The organism is Stieleria neptunia, from assembly GCF_007754155.1.
Taxonomy (GTDB): domain Bacteria; phylum Planctomycetota; class Planctomycetia; order Pirellulales; family Pirellulaceae; genus Stieleria; species Stieleria neptunia.
Window position 1 is genome coordinate 82,339 of record NZ_CP037423.1, and the last position, 21,523, is coordinate 103,861.

At 58.9% G+C, this 21,523-nt stretch carries 12 protein-coding genes; 7 read left to right on the forward strand and 5 right to left on the reverse strand.

Annotated elements, in window-relative coordinates; translation table 11 throughout:
• Nucleotides 1-471: 471 nt before the first annotated feature.
• Complete coding sequence (locus tag Enr13x_RS00330; protein ID WP_145384111.1) at nucleotides 472-1,875, forward strand: aminotransferase class III-fold pyridoxal phosphate-dependent enzyme; 1,404 nt, start codon at nucleotides 472-474, stop codon at nucleotides 1,873-1,875.
• A 411-nt stretch (nucleotides 1,876-2,286) separates the two neighbouring features.
• Nucleotides 2,287-3,078, forward strand: a complete 792-nt coding sequence (locus Enr13x_RS00335; protein ID WP_145384112.1) for a hypothetical protein — start codon at nucleotides 2,287-2,289, stop codon at nucleotides 3,076-3,078.
• A 336-nt stretch (nucleotides 3,079-3,414) separates the two neighbouring features.
• On the opposite strand, the gene Enr13x_RS00340 is transcribed toward Enr13x_RS00335, so the two are convergent.
• Nucleotides 3,415-5,007, reverse strand: coding sequence for a sulfatase family protein (locus Enr13x_RS00340; protein ID WP_145384113.1), 1,593 nt, complete (start codon nucleotides 5,005-5,007; stop codon nucleotides 3,415-3,417).
• 19 nt (nucleotides 5,008-5,026) lie between these two features.
• Entirely contained in the window at nucleotides 5,027-5,368 is a 342-nt protein-coding gene (locus Enr13x_RS00345; RefSeq protein ID WP_145384114.1) for a hypothetical protein, read from the reverse strand.
• A 5-nt stretch (nucleotides 5,369-5,373) separates the two neighbouring features.
• Between Enr13x_RS00345 and Enr13x_RS00350 the strand changes: the two genes are divergently transcribed.
• From Enr13x_RS00350 to Enr13x_RS00365, 4 genes are all read left to right on the forward strand, one after another.
• A complete protein-coding gene (locus Enr13x_RS00350; RefSeq protein WP_145384115.1) occupies nucleotides 5,374-6,024 on the forward strand; it encodes a hypothetical protein in 651 nt (216 codons plus the stop codon).
• 709 nt (nucleotides 6,025-6,733) lie between these two features.
• Nucleotides 6,734-7,120, forward strand: a complete 387-nt coding sequence (locus Enr13x_RS00355; protein WP_145384116.1) for a hypothetical protein — start codon at nucleotides 6,734-6,736, stop codon at nucleotides 7,118-7,120.
• 1,196 nt (nucleotides 7,121-8,316) lie between these two features.
• A complete protein-coding gene (locus Enr13x_RS00360; RefSeq protein ID WP_145384117.1) occupies nucleotides 8,317-8,577 on the forward strand; it encodes a hypothetical protein in 261 nt (86 codons plus the stop codon).
• A 708-nt stretch (nucleotides 8,578-9,285) separates the two neighbouring features.
• Entirely contained in the window at nucleotides 9,286-9,753 is a 468-nt protein-coding gene (locus Enr13x_RS00365) for a hypothetical protein (protein WP_145384118.1), read from the forward strand.
• A 1,159-nt stretch (nucleotides 9,754-10,912) separates the two neighbouring features.
• On the opposite strand, the gene Enr13x_RS00370 is transcribed toward Enr13x_RS00365, so the two are convergent.
• The 3 genes from Enr13x_RS00370 to Enr13x_RS00380 form a co-directional block, all read right to left on the reverse strand.
• Entirely contained in the window at nucleotides 10,913-11,887 is a 975-nt protein-coding gene (locus tag Enr13x_RS00370) for an exopolyphosphatase (protein ID WP_145384119.1), read from the reverse strand.
• Nucleotides 11,888-12,118: 231 nt separating this feature from the next.
• Complete coding sequence (locus Enr13x_RS00375; RefSeq protein WP_145384120.1) at nucleotides 12,119-17,353, reverse strand: PAS domain S-box protein; 5,235 nt, start codon at nucleotides 17,351-17,353, stop codon at nucleotides 12,119-12,121.
• Between the two features lie 256 nt (nucleotides 17,354-17,609).
• Entirely contained in the window at nucleotides 17,610-19,427 is a 1,818-nt protein-coding gene (locus tag Enr13x_RS00380) for a heavy metal translocating P-type ATPase (RefSeq protein WP_145392030.1), read from the reverse strand.
• 543 nt (nucleotides 19,428-19,970) lie between these two features.
• Here Enr13x_RS00380 and Enr13x_RS00385 point away from each other — a divergent pair.
• Nucleotides 19,971-21,377 carry a sulfatase gene (locus tag Enr13x_RS00385; RefSeq protein WP_145384121.1) on the forward strand — a complete coding sequence of 469 codons (1,407 nt, stop codon included), beginning with the start codon at nucleotides 19,971-19,973 and terminating at the stop codon, nucleotides 21,375-21,377.
• The last annotated feature ends 146 nt before the right edge of the window (nucleotides 21,378-21,523 follow it).

Below are 21,523 nucleotides of genomic sequence, written 5' to 3' on the forward strand. Positions count from 1 at the left end.
CGGACGACGGCCCGGAAGGGCCGTCGTACTCGAAAAGCGGACGGTTGTACGACGTCCTTTTTAGGTCGTCGCGGAGAGTCCAGCGGACGTCGGCCCGGAAGGGCCGTCGTACTCGAAAAGCGGATCGTTGTACGACGTCCTTTTTAGGTCGTCGTCGGGAGTCCAGCGGACGACGGCCCGGAAGAGCCGTCGTACTCGAAAAGCGGACGGTTGTACGACGTCCTTTTTAGGTCGTCGTCGGGAGTCCAGCGGACGACGGCCCGGAAGGGCCATCGTACCCGGAAAAGCGGTCGCTTTCACTTGGACAGCCACCTCAGGCTGGACACCCACGATTGCTCGTCTGCCCGCACCTTGTGCCGATTCACCGCAGCGATCGACCCGCGCCTGAACCTGTCGGCCGGCTTTGGTTACATTACTGCCAACGTGCCTTGCTAACATCTTCCGCCGACAACCATTGCCGAGCTGACCCTCGTGAGCCAAACCGCCAACGAATCGACCGAAACGGTCGCAGACGCCCTTCGAAACGACCCCCGTCTCGCCCAGGCCAAACGCTTGGTCGCCGAAGCGATCGGTGATCATGCGAGTCGATTGTCGGTGCGGCCCTCGGCCGAGTCCTTGAAATCCACGTTCGCCGACCTGATCGATCGCTTGTCGGCCGTGCGCGGCGGACCACCGATCTGGCCCTACCTGTCCTCCGGTCTCGGCCGCGGTCCCTACGTGGAACTCGCCGACGGCAGCGTCAAGTTGGATTTTATTTGCGGCATCGGTGTCCATGGCGCCGGCCACAGTGACCCCGGAATGGTTGCCGCGGCGATCGATGCGGCGATCGAAGACACGGTGATGCAAGGCAACTTGCAACAAAACCCCGCCAGCGTCGTGATGATGGAAAAGCTGACCGCGTTGGCCCAGGCCTCCGGCGCGGCGCTGCCGCATTGTCTGCTTTCGACCAGCGGTGCGATGGCCAATGAGAACGCGCTCAAGATCGCGATGCATCACAAGACGCCCGCCGATCGTGTCCTCGCCTTCGACAACGCCTTCGCCGGACGCACCTTCGCGATGGCGACCCTGACCGACCGACCGAACTATCGCATGGGATTACCGCTCACCTTCCCGGTCGATTACCTGCCCTTTCGCGATCCCGCCAATCCCGAACGAAGCACGCGTTGGGCCGTCGATGAACTGCATCGATTGTTGAAACGTCATCCCGGACGTTATGCCGCATTTTGGGCCGAACCGATCGCGGGCGAAGGCGGCTATTATCCCGGCAGCCACGAGTTCTTTACCGCGCTCTGTCAGCCGCTCAAAGACGCCGGCGTGCCGATCATCTTTGATGAAGTCCAAAGCTTCTCCAGGACCAGTCGCCCCTTCGCGTTCCAGCACTACGGACTCGACGAGTTCGCCGACATCGTGACCGTCGGAAAGATCACGCAGGTCTGCGCGACGTTGTACAGCAGCGAAATGAAACCGACCGGCCCGATCCTCAGCCAGACCTTCACCGGCGCCACCGCGTCGATCGCCACCGGGATCGAAATGCTCGACCGTTTGGAAAGCAACCACTGTTTCGGCCCCTCGGGCCAGAACGTCCAGCTGGCGACTTATTTTCAAGACGCGCTCGCCGCCCTGGCGACAAAGTATCCCGATCGGGTCAGCGGCCCGTATGGCGAAGGCATGATGGTGGCATTCACTCCCGGTGACGGCAGTTTCGACTTTGCCAAGAAGTTGATGATGCACTTGTTTGACATCGGTTTGCTGGGCTTCGTTTGCGGCGGTGATCCGACCCGCATCCGGTTTCTGCCGCCGCCGGCGACCACGACGAAAGCACACATCGATCACGCGATCGAACTGCTCGACCGGGGACTCGCGACGTTGCCGTAACGCTTCACTACAGGGATTCGTTGGTGTCTCGCCTTGAGAGACCGTCCAGCTTAAGGCGATCGCATTTCTGATGTACGATGGCCCTTCCGGGCCGTCGCCCGTGGGGCTCTGCGCGACGACCTAGAAAGGACGTCGTACACCCTTCCGCCGACCACCTCTTACCCATTCGGTCAGATCGTTCGGATTTGTCGCGTTTCGCGCTAGCCCTAAGCTGGACGGTCTCTTGAGGCGATTCCCGGTCGCTGCGACGCAGCGAAAGTGGACGGCTGAAGCCTGTACACCAACACGTCTACCCGTGCCATGGGTACCTGACTGCCCGCCCTGGCCGACCCGAAAGATTGACACGCCAGGACCAAAGGTTGTTAAACTTTCGTTCTCCTCGCATCTGTTTCCTCTTGGCGGTGAAGTGGCTTGAACGACAAGACGAAAGCCCGGCCGATGACGGTCGACGATCTGCAAGACCTGTACGGTGAATTGCGCGGCAGCCGCTCGGCGCCGGCGATCATGGACGCGCGGGCTTTTTTTCTCGAGCGACAGTGGGCCGATTCGCACGCAAAACTGAACGAAGCCTACGAAAAATACCGCGAAAGCCGGCAGCGGATCCTGCGTCAGGATCCCGAAAAGGAAGTCGACGCCAAAGCCAAAGATCGCGATCGACAGGTCAGGCGTTTGCAGCGAAAGCAGGACAAGGCGCGCGAGATTATCGGGAAATTCGAAACCTATCTGCCGCAATTGGAACGGCTGGCGGAAAAAGAGAAGGCCAAGGAAGAGAGCAAGGCTGCGACCCAAACGGTCTCCCCGCCCGCGGAACCCGACGTCGCGTCAGAGATTCAGGACGTACCGCCGGTGGCGCAGGATCGCCAAATCGTCACCAAGGATTCCATCGACGAGGCGTTCCTGAAACAGTTCTCCGTTTTGATCGGAGACCGACAGCTCGAGTTGGTCAGCGAACGGTTTGATTTTCAACCGCTGGCCGACCCCCAGGATGTCATTTCGGAGGCCATCTACCTGCTTCGCAAGGGTGATCGCTGCATGATGGTTCATGCCGCGCCCCTGTCCGATAACCAGGATTCTCAAGACGCCGGGAAATTGTTGTGCGTTGACCTTGCCAAAGCCAAGAACCGCGTCGAACTTTCGCCCAATGCCATGGTCCGGCTCAGCCAAAAACGAAAACTCGTCCTGCTTCTGACCAAAGTGGGCTGAGGCCCCAAAATAAGAAATAACCCTCCCTGGCAGGGAGGGTCGAGCGCAGCGAGGGGAGGGTCGAACGGTGACTCGCGGGGTTCACCGACTGTGATGCACCGTCGAAACAAATTGTTTCAGGACACTTCTCGCTAATCGCCACGAACACCGGCTGCGGATATTCAGTTCCGCTCGACCGATTCATTGACGTCCCTGCAATCGATCGGCGTCGTTCGGCGCGATGAGATGGGCAAGAAGGTCGGTCAAAAAATTGGTCGGTCAAAAAATCAGAAACGAGAAACAGCACATGAATCAATCTGCCTTCCCCTGGCGGAACGCTTCATTTTCAATGGACACCTAATCCGTAAACGGCGATCGTTCAAACACGACGTCGTCGCTAACCCGCGGGTCACCGGTCTGTGTTAACTCCGACATCAGACGCTCATGCAACGTTGTGCGAGTGGCATCGTGTGTCGCATCCGCCGCCAGGTTCACCATGCAATGCGGGTCGGCATGGATGTCGTACAGTTCGAACCGGGGACGCTTGCCCATTGCGAAGTCAAATGCGGCGGGATCCTGTTCACGATGCAGGACCACCCAGGCTTTGGTGGGGCTCGCATCGAGATCGCCGAAGGCGCTGAACGTGTTCTCGCGAAGCAATTCCAGCGACGGCATCGGGCCGTCTGCTCTGCCGAAGCCCGCGGCGTCCCCCATCGGCCAACGGTCGGGCGCGAAATTGATGATGTACAAGTACCGGTCCGTGCGAATCGCGCGTTGCGGATACGGTTTGTTACCCGCGCGTGCTTTGGCGACGTGCCGTTCGCGACCGGTGAAGACGGCATCACGAGTCGGGTCGACCTGTCCGTCTTGTTCACTCGCAAAAATCTTCAACAGTGATTTCGCCGTCATCGCATCCGGAACCGTCTGGCCGGCGGCTTCCAAGAACGTCGGTGCCAAGTCGGGCAGCGAGACGAAGTCGTCGACCACACGGCCGGGATGCCGGATGCCCTTGGGCCAGCGGATCGCCAGCGGAACGCTGGTCCCCAAGTCGTACAGATTGCATTTGCCGCGGGTGACGCCGGGGATGCCGTGGTCGCCGCTGACCACCAAAATCGTATTGTCCAGCTGTCCGACCCGCCGCAGTTCCTCCAGGATCACGCCTAACGATGCGTCAAACGCTTGGGCTTCTCCCAGGTAATCGGAAAAGTCTTCGCGGACGACATCGACGTCCGGCAGATACGGCGGCAGCTTTCCCTTCAAGTCATCCGGGTCGATTCCCCACAGTGTTTTGCCGCTGCCGGCGATCCACTTGCGGTGGCAGTTTGTCGGACCGAACCAATAGCAAAAAGGCGCGTCTCCATCGATCGCCCCGTCACCGTCGGCATCCAGGAAGGAACGAACGTTGTTGCGAACTTCATCCAGCAAAGCCGCCTTGCCCGCTTCATGGTCCTTGGCCTTCATCGCGTTTTGAGAGAACCCGTTGAATTTGCGGCCGTGTTCGTTGAATGACGTACGTTTGGCACCATGAGGCGCATCGGCGGGCGATCCCGGCGACCAGACTTTGTAGGTGTGACCGATGCGATAGCCGGATCGTTCCAGGATCAGCGGGTAGGCGGGGTTCGAAAAATCCCAGATCGCGCCCTGCAAGATCGACGCCCGACCGCAGCGCCAAAAGTGCTGGCCGGACAGCAGCGAGCTGCGACAGGGGGTGCACGACGGCGCACTCACATAGGCCCTGGTGAACAGGATGCCGTCGGCGGCGATGGCGTCAAAGTTGGGCGTCGAGATCACATCGGACGGGCCGCCGGGCTGGAGCGTCGCGTAGGCGCTGGCGTATTTCCCCCAGTCATCGGCAAACGCCATCACAATGTTCGGCCGCTCGGCGGCGCTACACGATAGCGCGACGCAGCCGATGGCCGTCGCCAAAGCGAAGCGGACGATTCGATACATGTTGCAGGTTCCTTGATCCTTAGTCTTTCAGAAACAGATCCGAAAGCGAAAGTTGTAGAGACGGATGAACGGCTGGGCTCACGGTCGAATGTTGGTCATGAAGTATGAATTCGATCTTGCGATCGAGATCAGCAAATGCACCTCGAGCAATCATTTGCTCGTACTCGGGTACAGACAGTTTCAACGTCGCGCTCATTTTGAATTCCTTGATGACGCCCTCCATTGTAACATCGGTCGGGTGCAGCTTTTCAAACCGACTTGGGATTTCGCAATCGGCAAGCGGTGCGATGATCCGCGCGGGGAAAGCGGCTAAAATCGAATCCGACATGACCCGTTGCACTTTGTCAGCAGAGCGAATCATCCGACATGCCTTGGCCGACGACAAACGGACTGCGAACTCTGCGGGGTGCCGAAGCGGATCTGGTACGGGGGGCGATCGGGATGATGGTCGATCATCATGTCGCGGAGTTGCGAGACGGCGAGCAAGCGTGGGCCTACGGCGTGCAGTGGTTCGACCAGTGGGATGCCGGTCAGCGACTGTGGTTGCTCGAGCGGGTCACATCGGCGCTGCTGGGCCGTGAAACCATCGAGTCGTCCGCGGCGATGTTTGACGCCGCGGCGGATGCCATCTTCTATGAAATCAATGACTTGGTCCAAATCGAAATCGAACAGGGTTCGGCCGGCGATACGGACCGTTCGTGGCGGCAAAGTGTGATCGATGCTTTGGAATTCCAAACCGATCGGCCGACCGAGAGCGTCGCTGACAATGTCGATCAAGTTGACCGTGTCGATCAAGAACACTGGCAAACCGTGATCACGCGAATCGCCGATACGATTTTAGGAGTCCGACTGTATCAGCGGGCCGAACGATTTCGCGATGCCGACTACAAGCGGACCGAGGCATTCCTGCGTGATCGGGGTTTACCCGAAGACTATCTGACCCAGATCCCACCGCTCCGAACGGTCGATCAAACCCAATGGTCGATCGATCGCATTCAAGCCTACGTATTTGCCTAGATCGAGCACGATGCTTGATCACTCCGCCCGCTACCCGTACGATTGGCTGATAGGAGATGTCCCTCGGATCGACCGAGGAGTAGGACCCTTTTACCCCGGCCGAACCGGCAATCATTAGTCGTTCATGCTGCTGAATCGTACTCGTACTCAGTGAAACGGTACTCGTACTCGATTGGATGGCAAACAGACCAATGCCGGTCGCCCACGCTGCTGAACGTCATCGTTCGATAGGTGCGCGATCGACTCGGCCGAGGAAGACAAACCGACGCCTGTCGATGCCAACTGTTGATCGTGACATCGCTGACTCCGATGGTTGGATTCAGGTTTGCCGGGAGAGCGAAGTGTCTTAGGCCCGGAGGGCCGACACAATGCCCGGGCTTGGAGTGGACCGGGAAACCCATTGTGCCGGCCTTCCAGGCCTCAGCAAATCCGTTCTTTCGATACCGGTGGCTGACACCACCGGCAAGCATTGTGCCAGCCCTCCGGGCTTCATCGCGACTCCACAAAGACATCGGTACAGCAAGGGGCGTGAAATTTCCACGGCGATTCCGATGGAGTACATTGGCACAGAGCGACGCTGGCACGCGCTGTCGTCGTGGCCGGACGCGCGAACCATCCGCCCGCACACGCAGGCACGGAGTCGGCGTCAATCGAAAATACAATGTCGTTCGCCGTGCCGCGGTGAACGGTGGACGTTCACCAACAAACAATGCGTTGTGATACGGAGACAATCCTCGAACGCGCCGTACGTATTTGGGAGGCTTCGGACTTTGCATACCTCGACCCGGTGCTCTCGGATCAACAACCTGAGGCGTTTGAACTTGGCTACCGAATCGCGACAGACTATGCAACTGAATTTCGCGACGAACTGATTTCACTTCTTGATTCAAGCAATGCGAATGTAGTGGCACATTCGTTAGACATTATCGGCCGATCCGGGATCGTCACACATGACGCCATCCCCACGCAGCTCATGACGGACTCGCGGGCAGTGACCATTCCGGGTTGCATCTTTCGTGAACACTCAATTGGAGAATTGGCAGGACTTTGTGCGGCAAATCTGAAATCGTTGGCTGGAGATCCTGACCGTCGTTGACGGATGGAGAGCGTATTGAGAGACTTCGATGCAACGGCGAACCAGCGGGTGACCATAAGTCGCCGTGTTGAGTCAATTGAAGTGGAGAGTCGTTCGCGGCGACCACGTGATCGTTGCCGTGGAACTGAATCGAATTGTTATCCGCTTCGACGGTTGACGTGCGGTCACGGTGGGCTGAGGCTGCCTGGGACTCCACAGCCGTAAGGCTAACGCCAGTTTCTTGAATCCTCTGGCCGTAGGTCGTCAGCGTTTTGGTGCGACAAGCGTCTTGATCTCTCGTGGCCCATTGAGTAATCCACGGGCGCATGACTCCCCCGTCACTTGCGTCGTGTGGTCGAAGGTGGTTTTCTTTGATTGAAAGACGAATCCGACCGAACACACGCTCACGCCGATCCTTGGGAGTCGAGCGCCTTTGGATGTCTGAAGTGCACCACTGAGATCAAAACGCGGCTTGCACCGCGACGCCGAGGAACCGCGTGCAAGTGACTCCAGAAGCGGACGGTTTGCGGAGGGGCAGGTCGTTCGACGTGGCCGGGCGCCGCGTGGTGCATCCTTGCCAACTTCCTCCACGCGAAGAGGAGCACCGTTCTGATGGTGACCCGCGGGTGATGCATCGGTTGGAGATGGAGGTAGGAAAATTCGGGGTAGGAAAAGAGAGCACGGTCGTCGCTCGAGTTTCTCTTCTTTCAGTCAGCTATTTTCCTACCTACTTTCTGCATTCGGCTGGTTGGGAAAACGAGTTGCTCCCAGTGATCGCTTCCGAGTTCCCGGTTGGTCTCGGGGGCATCTAGCCGGAGGCTGCGCTCGGCGGCGTGCCGGAATTCGCTGCGACCCTGTCGGGGGCGAGGGGGTGATTGGGGGCGTGTTCCGGAGGTGGCGCTGCGCTGACCTCCGGCTACTCGTTTTGATCCCTTCGGGATCGCTTGGACGCCGCGTCGGTGGCCAGGTTTGGTGGTGCGTGCCGGTGGGCAAACGAGGCGGGTCGGAGAACGATTCCGCGACTCAGCTTGAATTCGCCTGGGTCTGAGAAACGGGCACCGTCTGGCAGGATCCGCTCTAATCAGCTTTTCTGGCCGGCCCACCGAAGGCCGACATAATTCAGACGCCCGATCGATCCCCGTTCCTCCGCATGCGCGGATCGATCGCAATTCGTTCGCGCGAATAGTCGGCTCACCATTAACTCCCCGGAAGACGTGTTGCCGCAACGCAAGTTCAGCCTGTTCGAATTGACGAGCTATACGATTCTTTGGGCCATCGTCATCGCGATCATCGGAATGGACTTGGAGAATCCGCCTGCTGTAATCGCTCTTCCAACATTGCTTCTGCCCGGCCCATTGATTGGTGGGCCAATTGGGCTACTGATTTGGGGGCGGCAAGCATTCTTGGGAGGTGCACTGGTTGGACTTCTGGTTTGGATTCCGTTGCTGGTTTATCCAGCGATGGATGCCGTTAGATAGCTAGTGTCGCAAGCGGTGTGCCCTCATCCAAGGGAACAGACCCTGCGAGGATTGCATCCGTGAACAGACGCGATAACAATGCGATCAACGACGCTCAACGAATTTCATCAGCCCTCTATTTCCTATTGATCGCTCGTGATGTCACGGTTCGATCGGTGCGCGGTCGATTCGGCTGAAGGAGGCAAACCGGCGTCTGTCGATCGAGTACGAGTACCGCGGTGCTGAGTACGACTTTTAGGCCCGGAGGGCCGGTAGAGTGTCTGCCGGTGGCGTCAGCCACCGGAGGTGGATTCAAAGGAATACCCAAGGCCCAGCGGGTCGACACAATATCCGGGCGTCGAGTGGAATGGGAGACCGATTGTGCCGGCCTTTCAGGCCTCAACAAATCCGTTCTTCCGATACCGGTGGCTGACACCACCGGCAAGCATTGTGCCAGCCCTCCGGGCTTCATCCCGACTCCACAATGACATCGGTACAGCAAGGAGGGATAAAATTCCAGAACGCGATTCCAATCGATTACATTGGCAAACAGCTGCGATGGATCGGCCTGTTTTTGCGAACGGGCGTGCGAACCATCCGTTCCACACGTCGGCACGGAGTCGACGTCAACCCGAAAGCACAATGTCGTTCGCCGACGCGGTGACCACCGGACGTCGTCGATTTGAAATCTGAACTCGCATGCCAGACAGCCCCTCACCGACTGACCCGATGCTCGATGCTTCGTTGATCATCGGCCTTCGTGTCGCCTCCGTGACGTTTGTGGCTCTATTTGCTGGTTGTTCAACATCACAACAGACTGAGTCGACGATGCCTCCGCCGATACACTGGACGCCATTCACATGGGTCGAGATGGAACAACAGGTCAGTGACGAAAACGTCGTGTTGCTTTACTGTCATCCGACATACGCTGTTCCGGATGACTACTTGCTGGAGGAATTTCACGATCTGCGACTTCTGAGACTACATGCGGATGGCAGTTTCGTTGCTCGCACGCTGAAATACGATGACTGGGAGGGCGACGACATCCGCAAAGTGTTTCAGCACGTCGGTCACACAAAATACCCGATGGCAATCCTCTTCCGTCCCGGTGTTCCACCGATTCGCATCGACACGCTTCCTATAGAACAATGGCTAGACTTGATACGCACTACCCATCGTTTCGGTCGAGGCGAATGAGCCTTGGTCATGTCGGCCTCTTCACGATTGAACCCACCCACGGTCGCATCACCATCGAAGGTACGACACGCGGCGGTGTTGGGTTTGTCTGAGATTAGTGTCGACCTTGCGCCACCGCGTGATCCGTACCGTTGAACGTAATCGAATTGCTTTCCGCTTCGACGGTTGATGCGCGGTTACGGTGGACTGAGGCCAGCGTGGGACTCAGGGCCGTAAGGCTGACGCCAGCTTCTTTGATCTTCTGGCCGCAGGTTGTCAGCGTTTTGGTGCGACAGCCGTCTTGATCTCTTGTGGCCCTTCGATTGATTTACCGGCGCACGACTCCAACGTCACTCGCGTCGTGTGGTCGAGGGTGTTTTTCTTTGACTGAAAGACGACTCCGACCGAACGCACGTCGCGCCGATCCTTGGGCGTCGAACGCCTTTGGATGTCTGAAGTGCACCCGTGAGATCAAAACGCGGCTTGCACCGCGACGCCGATGAACTGCGTGCAAGTGAGTTGTGAAGCGGACGGTTGGCGAATGGGCAGGTCGTTCGGCGTGGCCCGGCGCTCTGAAGTGCGACCCTGCGAGAGATTGCGTTGGCATCCTTGGCAACTTTCTCAATGCAAAGAGGAGCACCGTTCTGATGGTGACCCGCGGGTGATGCATCGGTTGGAGATGGAGGTAGGAAAATTTGGGGTAGGAAAAGCGAGCACGGTGTTTGCCGGTTGTCTCGTCTTTCAGGCATCCGTTTTCCTACCCGAAATTTTCCTACCTTCTTTCTGCGTTCGGCTGATTGGGAAAACGAGTTGCCCCGAGCGATCGCCCCCGGCTTTTCGTGCCCTCCGCCGGCCCCCGTGTCGGCGGCGGGTCGTTTGAACCGAGCGTTTGTCCTCGCTCTCCCCATTCGGACATCGCAGCAATGCCTCGAAAAACCTGGGTCCTGAGCGATTAGCCACTAAAATCCACGCAGAACCCCCAGAGGGAGAGAAGCTAAATGGGTTGCCAAAATCCGCAGCAAAAGAATCGACGTCCTTCGGGATGGAAAGCGGGGACGTGCCGAGTCCGCCGAACACTTCGTCTGGCCGCCAACCGACGACTCGCCGCCGATAGGTGGCGCTGCGAGGCCGCATCCGTGCGGCTTGACAGGCGGGAAGCTTCAGCCCCGTCTGCGTGTTGTTAGACTTCCAGCGGTGTGGTGTCGGCGCCGGCGTGTTGGTCGGCGTTGATCCGTGTGATCAACTCTTGCAAGACGCGCTCGGCCGCTTCGTGTTCGACCTGGCAGGTTCCAGCGGCTTCGTGGCCGCCGCCGCCGTATTGGTAACAGAGTTCACCGACGTCGGTGCGACAGGATCGGTCCAGGATCGATTTTCCGATCGTGAACACCGTGTTCTGTTGCTGTTTGCCCCACAGCACGTGGATCGAAATGTTGCATTGTGGGAAGACCGAATAGATCACGAATCGGTTGGTCGCATAGATCGTTTCTTCGTCGCGCAAATCCAACACGACCAAGTTGTCATGGACGGTGGCGCAGCGCCCAAGCTGTTCTTGGGCAAGCTCGCGATGTTCCTCGTACAGTTCGACACGCTCGCGGACATCGGGCAACAGCAGGATGTCTTCGATATCCAGATCGCGGCAACAATCGATCAGATCCATCATCAGTTGGTAGTTGGACACGCGGAAGCTGCGGAATCGTCCCAGTCCGGTGCGTGCATCCATCAGGAACGAAAGCAGTGCCCAGCCTTGAGGGTTTAGAATTTCGTCGGCCGAGAACTTTGCGGCATCGGCTTTGTCGACCGCGTCCATCATCGCTGCGCTGATTTTCGGGAATCGCTCGGGGCCGCCGAAATAGTCATAGACGACGCGTGCGGCGGAGTCGGCGCTGGTGGACAGCACGTAGTTGTCGGATTGTTCGCCTTCGTTACGAATCTCTTCACTGCTGTGGTGATCGAAGCAGAGGTGACAACCCGGCACGTAAGGCAGGTTGGTCAAGATGTCATTTTCGGTCACCTCGATCTCGCCGTCTTGCATGTCCTTCGGGTGAACGAATTTGATCTCGCCGAGGATGTCGAGTTCTTTCAGCAGCAGCGCGCAGACGAGTCCGTCAAAGTCACTTCGAGTCAGCAAGCGGTAGCGTTGTGTTGTGTTGGTCATGTGCCCAAGTCCGAGACAGGTGTTGTGAGAGAATTTCCCGCTGCGCGACAATCTTTGCACCTGGATCGGTGGCACAGCGACGGGAAAGTCTAGAACGTGAAACGGCTGGGCAACGATGAATTTAGGCAGGAAGGAATTGCAGCGATTGCCTGGATCAATGCAGCGGGTTTCCCCTCACCGCGACGCGCTGGTCAGTGCCGCGACGCGCTGGTCAGTGCCGTGCCGCGCTGGTCAGTGCCGTGCCGCGCTGGTCAGTGCCGCGACGCGGTTGATCAGGCCGCCGGCGTCGACGGGTTTGGCCATGAATTCGCTGCATCCGGCCGCGAGGGCATCATTGATTTCATCGTTGGTCGCTCCGGCGGTCAGCGCGATCACGGGCACGGTGTAGCCTTGGTCACGAATCTGTTGCGTCGCTTCGCGGCCGTCCAGTTCGGGCATCTGCATGTCCATCAGCACGCAGGCGAACGGCTTGTTTTCCGCTTCGGCCTGGCGGACGGCTTTGACCGCTTCGGCGCCGTTGACGACTTCCACGACATCCGCGCCGGCGCGAGACAGCAAACGGGTCGTCACCAGTCGGACGTCTCGGGCATCGTCGGCGACCAGGACGCGTGCGTTGATTCGCGGTAAATCGTTGATGTCGGTCCGACGTGGCTTTAAATCGTCAGCCGTCGGTTCGATCATCTCGGTCGACTCCTCGACCGGCAACCGCAATGCGAACTCGCTGCCCTCCCCTTCGACGCTGGTCGCCGTGATGTCGCCACCGAGCAAGTTCGCCAGACGTTTGCTGATCACCAACCCCAACCCGGTGCCTTCGACGCCGACGATCTTGCGATCATGGACTTGGCTAAAGGTCTGAAACAACCGCTCGAAATTGCTTTCGGAAATGCCGATGCCGGTGTCGATCACTCGGAACTGGATAAAGTGTTGCTCATCCATGGAAATCACGATCCGCACGCTGCCTTCGGGTGTAAATTTCAGCGCGTTGCCGATCAAGTTGACGAGGATCTGTTCCACCCGCGAGCGATCACTTCGCAACCGACTGGGGATGGCACCGTCAAACTCGATCGTCAGCGGGACGCCCGATGATTCGCTGCGGTGACGCATCAACTCATTGATATCGGCGAGCATGGGGAGCAGTTTGAATCGCGACCGGCGGACTTCCAACTTGCCGGCTTCGACTTTGGAAAGATCCAGGATGTCGTTGATGATCCGTAGCAGGAAGCGGCCGTTGCGGATCACGGTTTCCAGGTTGTCCGGATCGACATCGTTGCCCTCTCGGATGTCACGCAGCGACAGATCGGCAAAGCCCAGGATCGCGGACATCGGCGAGCGGATTTCGTGACTCATGTTGGTCAAGAACTGGCTTTTGGCCTGACTCGCTTCTTCGGCCGCGATGCGGGCGGCTTCCAGATACGATTCGGTTTCTTTTCGGCCGGTCACATCGGTCATGTAGACCGCCGCGCCGCTTTCGACCGGAAACACCCGGGCGTCATACCAGCGATTCAGCCGCCGCGAATAGTACTCGGTCGTCTCGGCCCGCTGCGATTGACGGACACGCTCCACGGCAGCCAACAGCGGCGGCTCGGCTTGGTCGCCGAACAGGGTGGTGAAGCTGCGATCGAGCAAGCCCGATTCCTGGCCGGAAAAGTTCAACGCCGCCTGGTTGGCGACCTGGATCACACCGTGTTCGTCGAAACTGATGAACGGGTCTTGGCTCTTCTCGATCACTTCGGTGATGATCGCCCGCGATGCAGCGAGTTTCTGTTCGGTCAGCTTTCGATCGGTGATATCTTCGATCAACGAGATACAACATTCGGCGGTGTTGTCGACATCGCGACGAATCGAGGTGGTCAAGTTCGCCCAGATCGTGTGGCCGTCTTTGTGAATGTAGCGTTTCTCCATCGAGTATCCGGGGATCTCGCCACGTTTCATTTGCATGAACAGCAACAGGTCTTTGTCCAGATCCTCGGGATGCGTCAGATCCTGAAACGACATCGTTTTCAGTTCATCCCAGCTGTAGCCGAGAATCTGGGAGATCTTTTCGTTGGCCCGCAACCATTCACCCTCCAGCCCGACGTGCGCGATTCCGATGGCGGCGTTCTCGAACGTGCTGCGATACTCCAGCTCGCTCCGTTTCAAGGACTGACTCGCTTCGACCATGTCGGTCACATCACTTTGCACCCCGACGTAATGTGTCAATTGTCCATCGGCATCAAAAATCGGCGTGATCACCAACTCGTTGTAGAACTGCGTGTTATCGCGGCGATAATTCAACAGTGTGATGCGGCAACTTTCCTGGTTCTTGATCGCGTCGCGGATCTGTTGAATGTCGGCCGGATCGGTTTCGGGGCCTTGCAGGAACCGGCAATTGCGTCCCTTGACATCTGTGGGATCGAATCCGGTCAGTTGTTGGAACCCCTGATTGGCATACACGATCGGCATGTCGTCTTTTTGTGCGTCGACGATCAGAATGCCGTTGCTGGCCGCATCGATCGCGCGGGTCCGCAACCGCAACTGTTGTTCGGCCCGTCGCATGGTTGTGATGTCGGACAGCGTGATCGCGGCCGAGGAGACACGTTCGAATTCATCCAGGACGGGCGTGACGCGAATCTGCAGCGTCCGTCGTTTGTCCATGATGTCCGTCGCAATCTCTTTCGCGGCGACTTCACCCTTGCGAACCAACTGGCGAATCAGCGTCTGGCAAACGTCACAGATCTCCGACGGCAAGACGTCGCACAATTCGCTGTTGCGCGACACATCGAATTCGTGACCGAACAGACGTGTGGCGCCGCGGTTCCAACTGGTGACCCGTAGATCGAGTTCGACGCCGATGATCGCATCGGTGCTGTCCTGGACGATCGACGTCAGTTTGCGGAGCTTGTCCGACGTTTCTTTGACGGTTCGCAAATTCGTCATCGTCAACACCACGCCGCTGCGTTCGCGGTAGGGCGAAGCCCGCAACAGAATCGGATCGTCGCGGCGGTCGATCGTTTCTCGTTCGATCGTTTGGTGTTCTCGGCTGACCTGACTGACCAATTCCACCAAATCGACCCCCTCGAGCGCATGGGCATAATCGACCAGCCGTTCGCCTTCGGCATCCTTGCGGCGGATCAGCAAGATATCGGCGGCCGCCGGGGTGACGCGACGGATGTTCAATTCATTGTCCACCAAGACAATGCCCACGTCGCTTTCCAACATGACCGTTTCCAGGTCACGGGTGGTTTCGGTCAGCAATTGCAAGCGTCGGCTGCTTTCGGCGTTGCTGGTATGCAGTTCTTCGTTGACGCTGTGCAATTCCTCATTCGTGCTCTGCAACTCCTCGTTGCTGCTGGTCAGCTCTTCGTTGCTGGACTGCAGTTCTTCATTCGTCGTTTCGACTTCTTCGATCGTCGCTTGCAGGTTCTCGCGGGTGAATTCCAGTTCCATCTCCAGCATGCGAATGCGTTCGGCGTTGAACGCCAGGTTCGACGCGTCCGCAGGCGTCGAATCCGTGGTTGCCGAGGGATCCGCTGGTTGCGATGGTGCCGCAGCGGCAATCGGCCCGCGAGTCGGCTCGCCGGTGGAGGTTGGTCCGGTGGGTGCGTCGCTGCTGCCAAAGCTGATCAGATAATGGGTTTCCGCTTGCGTGGCGTGGAGATAGGCACTGATTCGGATCTCGATGGGATCGCGGTCGAGCACCGCACGCTCGGAGATCACCTGCAATTGATCGGCCTTCATCCGTTCGATGGCCAGGGCGATGGGCAGCCGCAGCGGTTCGACCAGGATGTCGTCGACGGTACCGGTCAAGCGTCCCGGTCGCGGGGTGGTGAATCGCGACAGATCGCCGAAGATTTGCAGCGGTCGCAGGTCGTCGTCGACCAAAATGCCCGGCGGTGCGTATTGTTCCAGGATGCGATCGTAGGACGCCACCAAAGCGGGCGAAGGCGCACGGGACGAACGCGGCCGATACGACAACTTGGCGTTGTGGAGCGGTCGTTTGCGTAATTTCAGGTCGAGCGGTAACCGTGAGTCACGGTCCTTTTGAAAGATCCGCCAATGTTTGTCGAGGATCGCAAAGTCTTCGACCAGGTCGCCGGGGGTTTCGCTGGGGCCCAGCCACAATACGCCCCGCGCTTTGAGCGCGTGGGCGAACATGTTCAGCACGCGTCGCTGCGCGTCATCGACCAGATAGATCAACAGGTTGCGACAGGTGACCAGGTCCATGCCGGTGAAGGGCGCATCCTGCAGCACATCGTGCCGGGCGAAGACGATGGAGTTGCGAACGTCTTTGCAGATTTCAAAACCATCGGCTTTCCGCACCAGGTACTTGTCGCGAAACTCCGACGGGATCTCCGGCAGCGATTCCGCGGGAAACTGTCCTCGCTGGGCGAAGCGGATCGCTTCGGGGTGCAGATCGGTGGCAAAAATTTTGATCCCCAGCTCGACACCTGACTTTTCGCATTCGTGATGGATCAACATCGCGACGCTGTAGGCTTCTTGGCCGGTCGCGCAACCGGCGATCCAGGCTCGAAATTCGTCTCCGGAGGACTTCGCCGCGACGGCCGGTCGAATGCAACGATTGGCCAACCGCTGATAACCGTCGGGATCGCGAAAGAACCGCGTGACGCCGATCATCAGGTCATCGGCCAACCGCGACAGTTCGGCCGGATCGCGGTCGAGCCGTTGGATGTACTGATCGAGCTGGTCGATTTTGGACAGCAGCATCCGTCGCGACAAACGCCGGGTGAACGTGCCGAGCTTGTATTGTTCAAAATCCACGCCGCATGCTTGTTCCAACCGCTGGTAGACCGATTCCAGGTCATTGCGTTCGATGAACGGTGAGCAATGTGAGATGACGTCTTCGATCGAGACGCCGGCCAGGAAGGAGACCAGGGCTTCGGCCAGTTCCACGACCGGGGCGACCACGTGCACCGCTTGGGTCTTGATCGCGTTGAGCGGCATGCTATTGAATTGAGCGCTGTCCTCGTCTTGTGACAGTACCAATCCGCCGACGCGATTGACCCCCACAATTCCCTCGCTGCCGTCGCTGCCGGTGCCCGAAAGAATCATCGCGGCGAGTTGGCGATCGTTCTGTTCGGCCAAGGAGTGAAAGAACTTGTCGATCGGCAGATTCAGCTCGCCGTCGTCTTCCCGGTCGCGAAGTTGAAGTTGCCCGTCTTGCAGGACGACGTGTTTCGCCGGGGGCAGCAGGTACACGGTGTTCGGTGCGGGCTCGATCGCCTCGGACAATTGAACCGTGGCCATCTTGGTGCGGCGGCCGAGCAATTCGCTCATGTGGCTTTCGTGGTCCGGCGACAAATGCTGGACGACCACAAAGGCAGCGCCGGTGTCGATCGGCAATTGCTCGAATAGTGTCTCCAGGGCGGTCAAGCCCCCCGCCGATGCTCCCAGACCCACGATCGGGACCGCGCAACCGGTCAGGTCGCTTTGGAGTTCCAATTCTTGGGGCGCTTCGCTGGAATCCATTTGGAGACTTGATTGAGGTCGCGACCGACCATCGTGTTTTCCATGGAAACCGACGGGCGTTGATTCACCGACACCCTGTCCGATCGGTCGGACGCGGACACGATATCGTCGGCACGGGTAGGGGGACCGAACCCCGACAAGGGACTCGCGGAGGTTGGCTGGTCAAGTTTATGGAGGCGGCCAACCCCTGTCAATTTACGCATCGCGCGTGTGAATCGACAACCGATCGCATCCGACCCGCCGGCGGGATCGGATCTCAGTGCTCGCTCTCGGACGGTTCAAAATCGATCATCGACTTGGGCGGCAGCGCGACGCGCAGCGCGTTGAGCACGGCGGCGACGTCGATGACTTCCTGGCAAATCGCGCCGGCGACCGGCGACAGGTATCCGGCGGCCGCCAACATCATCCCCACGATGCTCAGCGCCATGCCCCCGATCGCGCTCTGCAGTGCGATTCGCCGCATCCGCCGACTGATGTGCAGGAATTCGTCGATCTTTTGCAGCGAGCTATCCAGGACCACGACGTCGGCCGCTTCGGTCGTGACGTCGCTGTTTTGACCGAAGGCGATGCCCACCGTTGCGGCCATCAAGGCGGGCGCATCGTTGATCCCGTCGCCGACAAAAATGGAATTCGCCTTGGCCGTCTCGGCATTGACGATGTCCAGTTTCTGTTCCGGACTTTGGCTGAAAGAAACGTCTTCAATGCCGACTTGTTCGGCCAAGTATCGGACCTCCGATTCGCGGTCCCCGGACACCATCATCGTCCGCCGGATGGAATGTCGCGGTCCCAAGTGTTTGATGAAGGAAGCGCCGTCGCGTCGCGGGGTGTCGCGAAATTGATAGGTCGCGGCATAAACATCATCCACCAGAATCACGCATTCCAGTCCGCCCGCCTGCGGTGGCAGCTGATTCAGCAGCTCGGGTTGCTGGGCCAGTAACTTTTTGCGGCTGGTGACTTCAATGTTTCGACCGGACACGATGCCGCGCAACCCCTGACCCGGCGGCTCGTTGATTTCCGACACGCTGTGCGGCGCGAGCTTGGCCTCGCTGGCGGCGGCGACAATGGCTTGTGCCAGCGGATGCTTCGAAAACCGTTCCAGGCTGCCGACGATGCCCAAAATCTCTTGATCGCGACTTTGATCGGCGCAAATCCGTTGGACCAACTTCGGTTCGCCGTAGGTCAGCGTGCCGGTCTTGTCAAAGATTAACGTTCGGCAGGTATCCGCCATCTCCAGTGACGAGGGGTCGCGCACGATGATCGCGCGGCGTGCGGCCAGGGAGATCGAGCCGATGATCGCAACCGGAATCCCGATCAACAGCGGGCAAGGTGTGGCGACCACCATCACCGCCAAAAACCGCACCGGGTTGCCCGTTGCGATCCAGGCCGCCACACCGATGGCCACGGCCAAGGGCGTGTACCAGGCGCCCAGCTTGTCGGCCAACCGTCGCATCTTGGGTTTCTGCGTTTCGGACGCCTCCATCACCTCCATGATCTTGGCGTAGCGCGAATCGACCGCCAACTTTTCGGCTCGGATGATCAGCGCCGATTCGCCGTTGATCGCCCCGGACAGTACCGCCGAACCCGGTGTCTTGGACATCATGTAAGGTTCACCGGTCAGGTACGATTCGTCCATCACCCCGTGCCCTTCGATCACCGTCCCGTCGATCGGGCAGATTTCGTGCGGAAAGACGGCGACGATGTCATCGATCGCCAACTCGTCCAACGCGATGTCCTCGACCTCCGCGCCCCGTTTCCGGTGCGCCACCGAGGGCATCCGTTGGCTGAGGGCACGCAGCACCGACGAGGCGCTCCGCACCGCATAGGCTTCCAACGCTTCGCCACCGGAGAGCATCAGCACGACAAGCGATCCCGCCAGATACTCTTCCAACAGCGCCGAGGTCACGATCGAGATCCCGGCCAACAGGTCCGAACCGAACTCCCGCCGAAACATCTTCAACAACAAATCCCAGACCAGCGGGATGCCCCCCAACACCAGCACACCCCACAGCGGGAGTGCGACGATCGTTGGCGCGCTGCTGGTGCCAAAACGCAGGACCAAATGCAGCGTGATCATCGCGATCGCAAACCCCGCGATCAGCGTTTCCAGCGACTTCCAGGTCGGTGTGGCCTGCTTGGCTTCGGTCTTGGATGCCACCGGAAATCCTAGGGAGCGAGGTGAAGGTTCGAAACCGGCCAAAAAGTGCAACTGGCATACCAAGTCAGCCAATTGTCAGTCGAACATGCGAAACAGTTATTGGCGCCGCGCGCGATACTTTCCAGCGGTGCAGTTCTGCTGAATGTGGGACGCCTGCTCAATCTGGACTCAACCGACGTTCTCCAGGCTCGGGCGACGGATGAACCCACCGATGGCAGCGCGAACCCACGGATCGCTGACTGTGTTACATCCGTGGGTACGCGCTGCTATCGGTGGGCCGTTTCAAATCGGGTGTGGGGTCTGTCCCCATGAGCTTTTCTACCTCCGACCCGCGCTGATCAACTTTTTCATCGAATTCGTGGTAAAGTGCTTCGCATTGAACCACCACTGAAACGTTGACACCAACACGTCTGCCCGTGCCATTGGTCGTTGTATGTATTTCGTTTGAACAGGGACCCATCGATGATCAAGCATTCCGGGATTGTTCTCGCCTTGATATTCATGTTTGCTTCGCTCTCGGCGGCGGATCGGCCGAACGTGTTATTCATCGCGATCGATGACCTGCGGCCGCAGCTGGCCTGTTACGGCAAGACGATGATGCACACTCCCAACATCGACGCCTTGGCGAGCCGCGGTGTGTTGTTCGAGCGCGCGTATTGTATGGTGCCGACCTGTGGTGCGTCACGCGCGTCGTTGTTCACCAGCATTCGCCCGGCGCCCCAACGCTTCGTCACGCACTTGGCCTGGGCGGAAAAAGACGCGCCGGGCATGCTGCCGCTGCACACCCACTTCAAAAACAACGGCTACACCACGATCAGCCTGGGCAAGATCCTGCACCAGATCAAGGACCACGCCGACGGCTGGAGCGGTCCGGCGTGGCGCTCGAAGAAGTCGGGTTACCAGAACGTCGAAGCGATGCGGGAGGCGATCGCGGAAAACAAACGCAATTGGCCAAACAAGAATAAACATCGCGGACCGGCATTCGAAGCATCCGATTCCAACGATGCCGATCATCCCGACGGCGACTGCATCAATCAGGCGATCCAACACCTGGAAGGATTCGCGCGGTCGCCCGACCAGCCGTTCTTCCTGGCCGTCGGTTTGCTGAAACCTCACTTGCCGTTCAATGCGCCGCAGAAGTATTTCGACTTGTATGACTTCGACAAGATCGACGTCCCCGACAACTACGCGTTGCCGACTGATTTGCCACCCCGCGCGGTCCACAATTCCGGTGAGCTGCGAGCTTACGCGGGAATCCATCCGTCGAAACCCGTCGATCGCCAGACGGCCCGAAAGCTGATCCACGGCTATTATGCCTGCGTCAGTTTCGCCGATGCCAATGTCGGCAAGCTGCTGCGCAGTCTTGATCGATTGCAACTGGCCGACAACACCATCATCGTGCTCTGGGGAGATCACGGCTGGCAACTCGGCGAACACGGCATGTGGAACAAACATTCCTGTTTCGAAACCTCGATGCATGCACCGCTGATCGTCGCAGCGCCCCAGCAAAAGGAGGTGCAACCCGGCACGCGGACCGCCGCACTGACGGAATTCATCGACATCTATCCTTCGCTTTGCGATTTGACCGGCCTGCCAATTCCCGATCACGTGCAAGGCACCAGTTTCGCTCCGCTGATGACAGACCCCAGCCGACCCGGCAAACCGTTCGCCATCGGACGTTTCGGGACCGGTGACACGATCCGCACGGATCAACTGCGCTACAGTGAGTACACTGACAAGAATAAATTCGTCGGCAGCATGCTCTACGATCACACCAGCGACCCCAGCGAAAACCACGACATCCGATCGCTGCGCCCAAAGGTGTCGGAGCAGTTGGCCGAAACGCTCAACGAACACAAGGGCAAGTGATTGCCTGACGTGAAACCCGTTTGGGGGCAATGATCCGCGGGCAATGCGGTGTCCAACACTGCCGCGCTGTGCCGAAATCGTTTCGAGGCGTCGGTTGTTCCTACCGCTGCGTCGAAGGGGCCCGCTCGATAGGACACATAGGACCA

Bases quoted from the DNA above. Each gene is read 5' to 3' on its own strand.
- Enr13x_RS00375 (WP_145384120.1), bottom strand. From the start codon at position 17,353: ATGGATTCCAGCGAAGCGCCCCAAGAATTGGAACTCCAAAGCGACCTG.
- Enr13x_RS00385 (WP_145384121.1), top strand. From the start codon at position 19,971: ATGATCAAGCATTCCGGGATTGTTCTCGCCTTGATATTCATGTTTGCT.
- Enr13x_RS00345 (WP_145384114.1), bottom strand. From the start codon at position 5,368: ATGATTCGCTCTGCTGACAAAGTGCAACGGGTCATGTCGGATTCGATT.
- Enr13x_RS00350 (WP_145384115.1), top strand. From the start codon at position 5,374: ATGCCTTGGCCGACGACAAACGGACTGCGAACTCTGCGGGGTGCCGAA.
- Enr13x_RS00380 (WP_145392030.1), bottom strand. From the start codon at position 19,427: ATGATCACGCTGCATTTGGTCCTGCGTTTTGGCACCAGCAGCGCGCCA.
- Enr13x_RS00340 (WP_145384113.1), bottom strand. From the start codon at position 5,007: ATGTATCGAATCGTCCGCTTCGCTTTGGCGACGGCCATCGGCTGCGTC.
- Enr13x_RS00365 (WP_145384118.1), top strand. From the start codon at position 9,286: ATGCTCGATGCTTCGTTGATCATCGGCCTTCGTGTCGCCTCCGTGACG.
- Enr13x_RS00370 (WP_145384119.1), bottom strand. From the start codon at position 11,887: ATGACCAACACAACACAACGCTACCGCTTGCTGACTCGAAGTGACTTT.
- Enr13x_RS00355 (WP_145384116.1), top strand. From the start codon at position 6,734: ATGCGTTGTGATACGGAGACAATCCTCGAACGCGCCGTACGTATTTGG.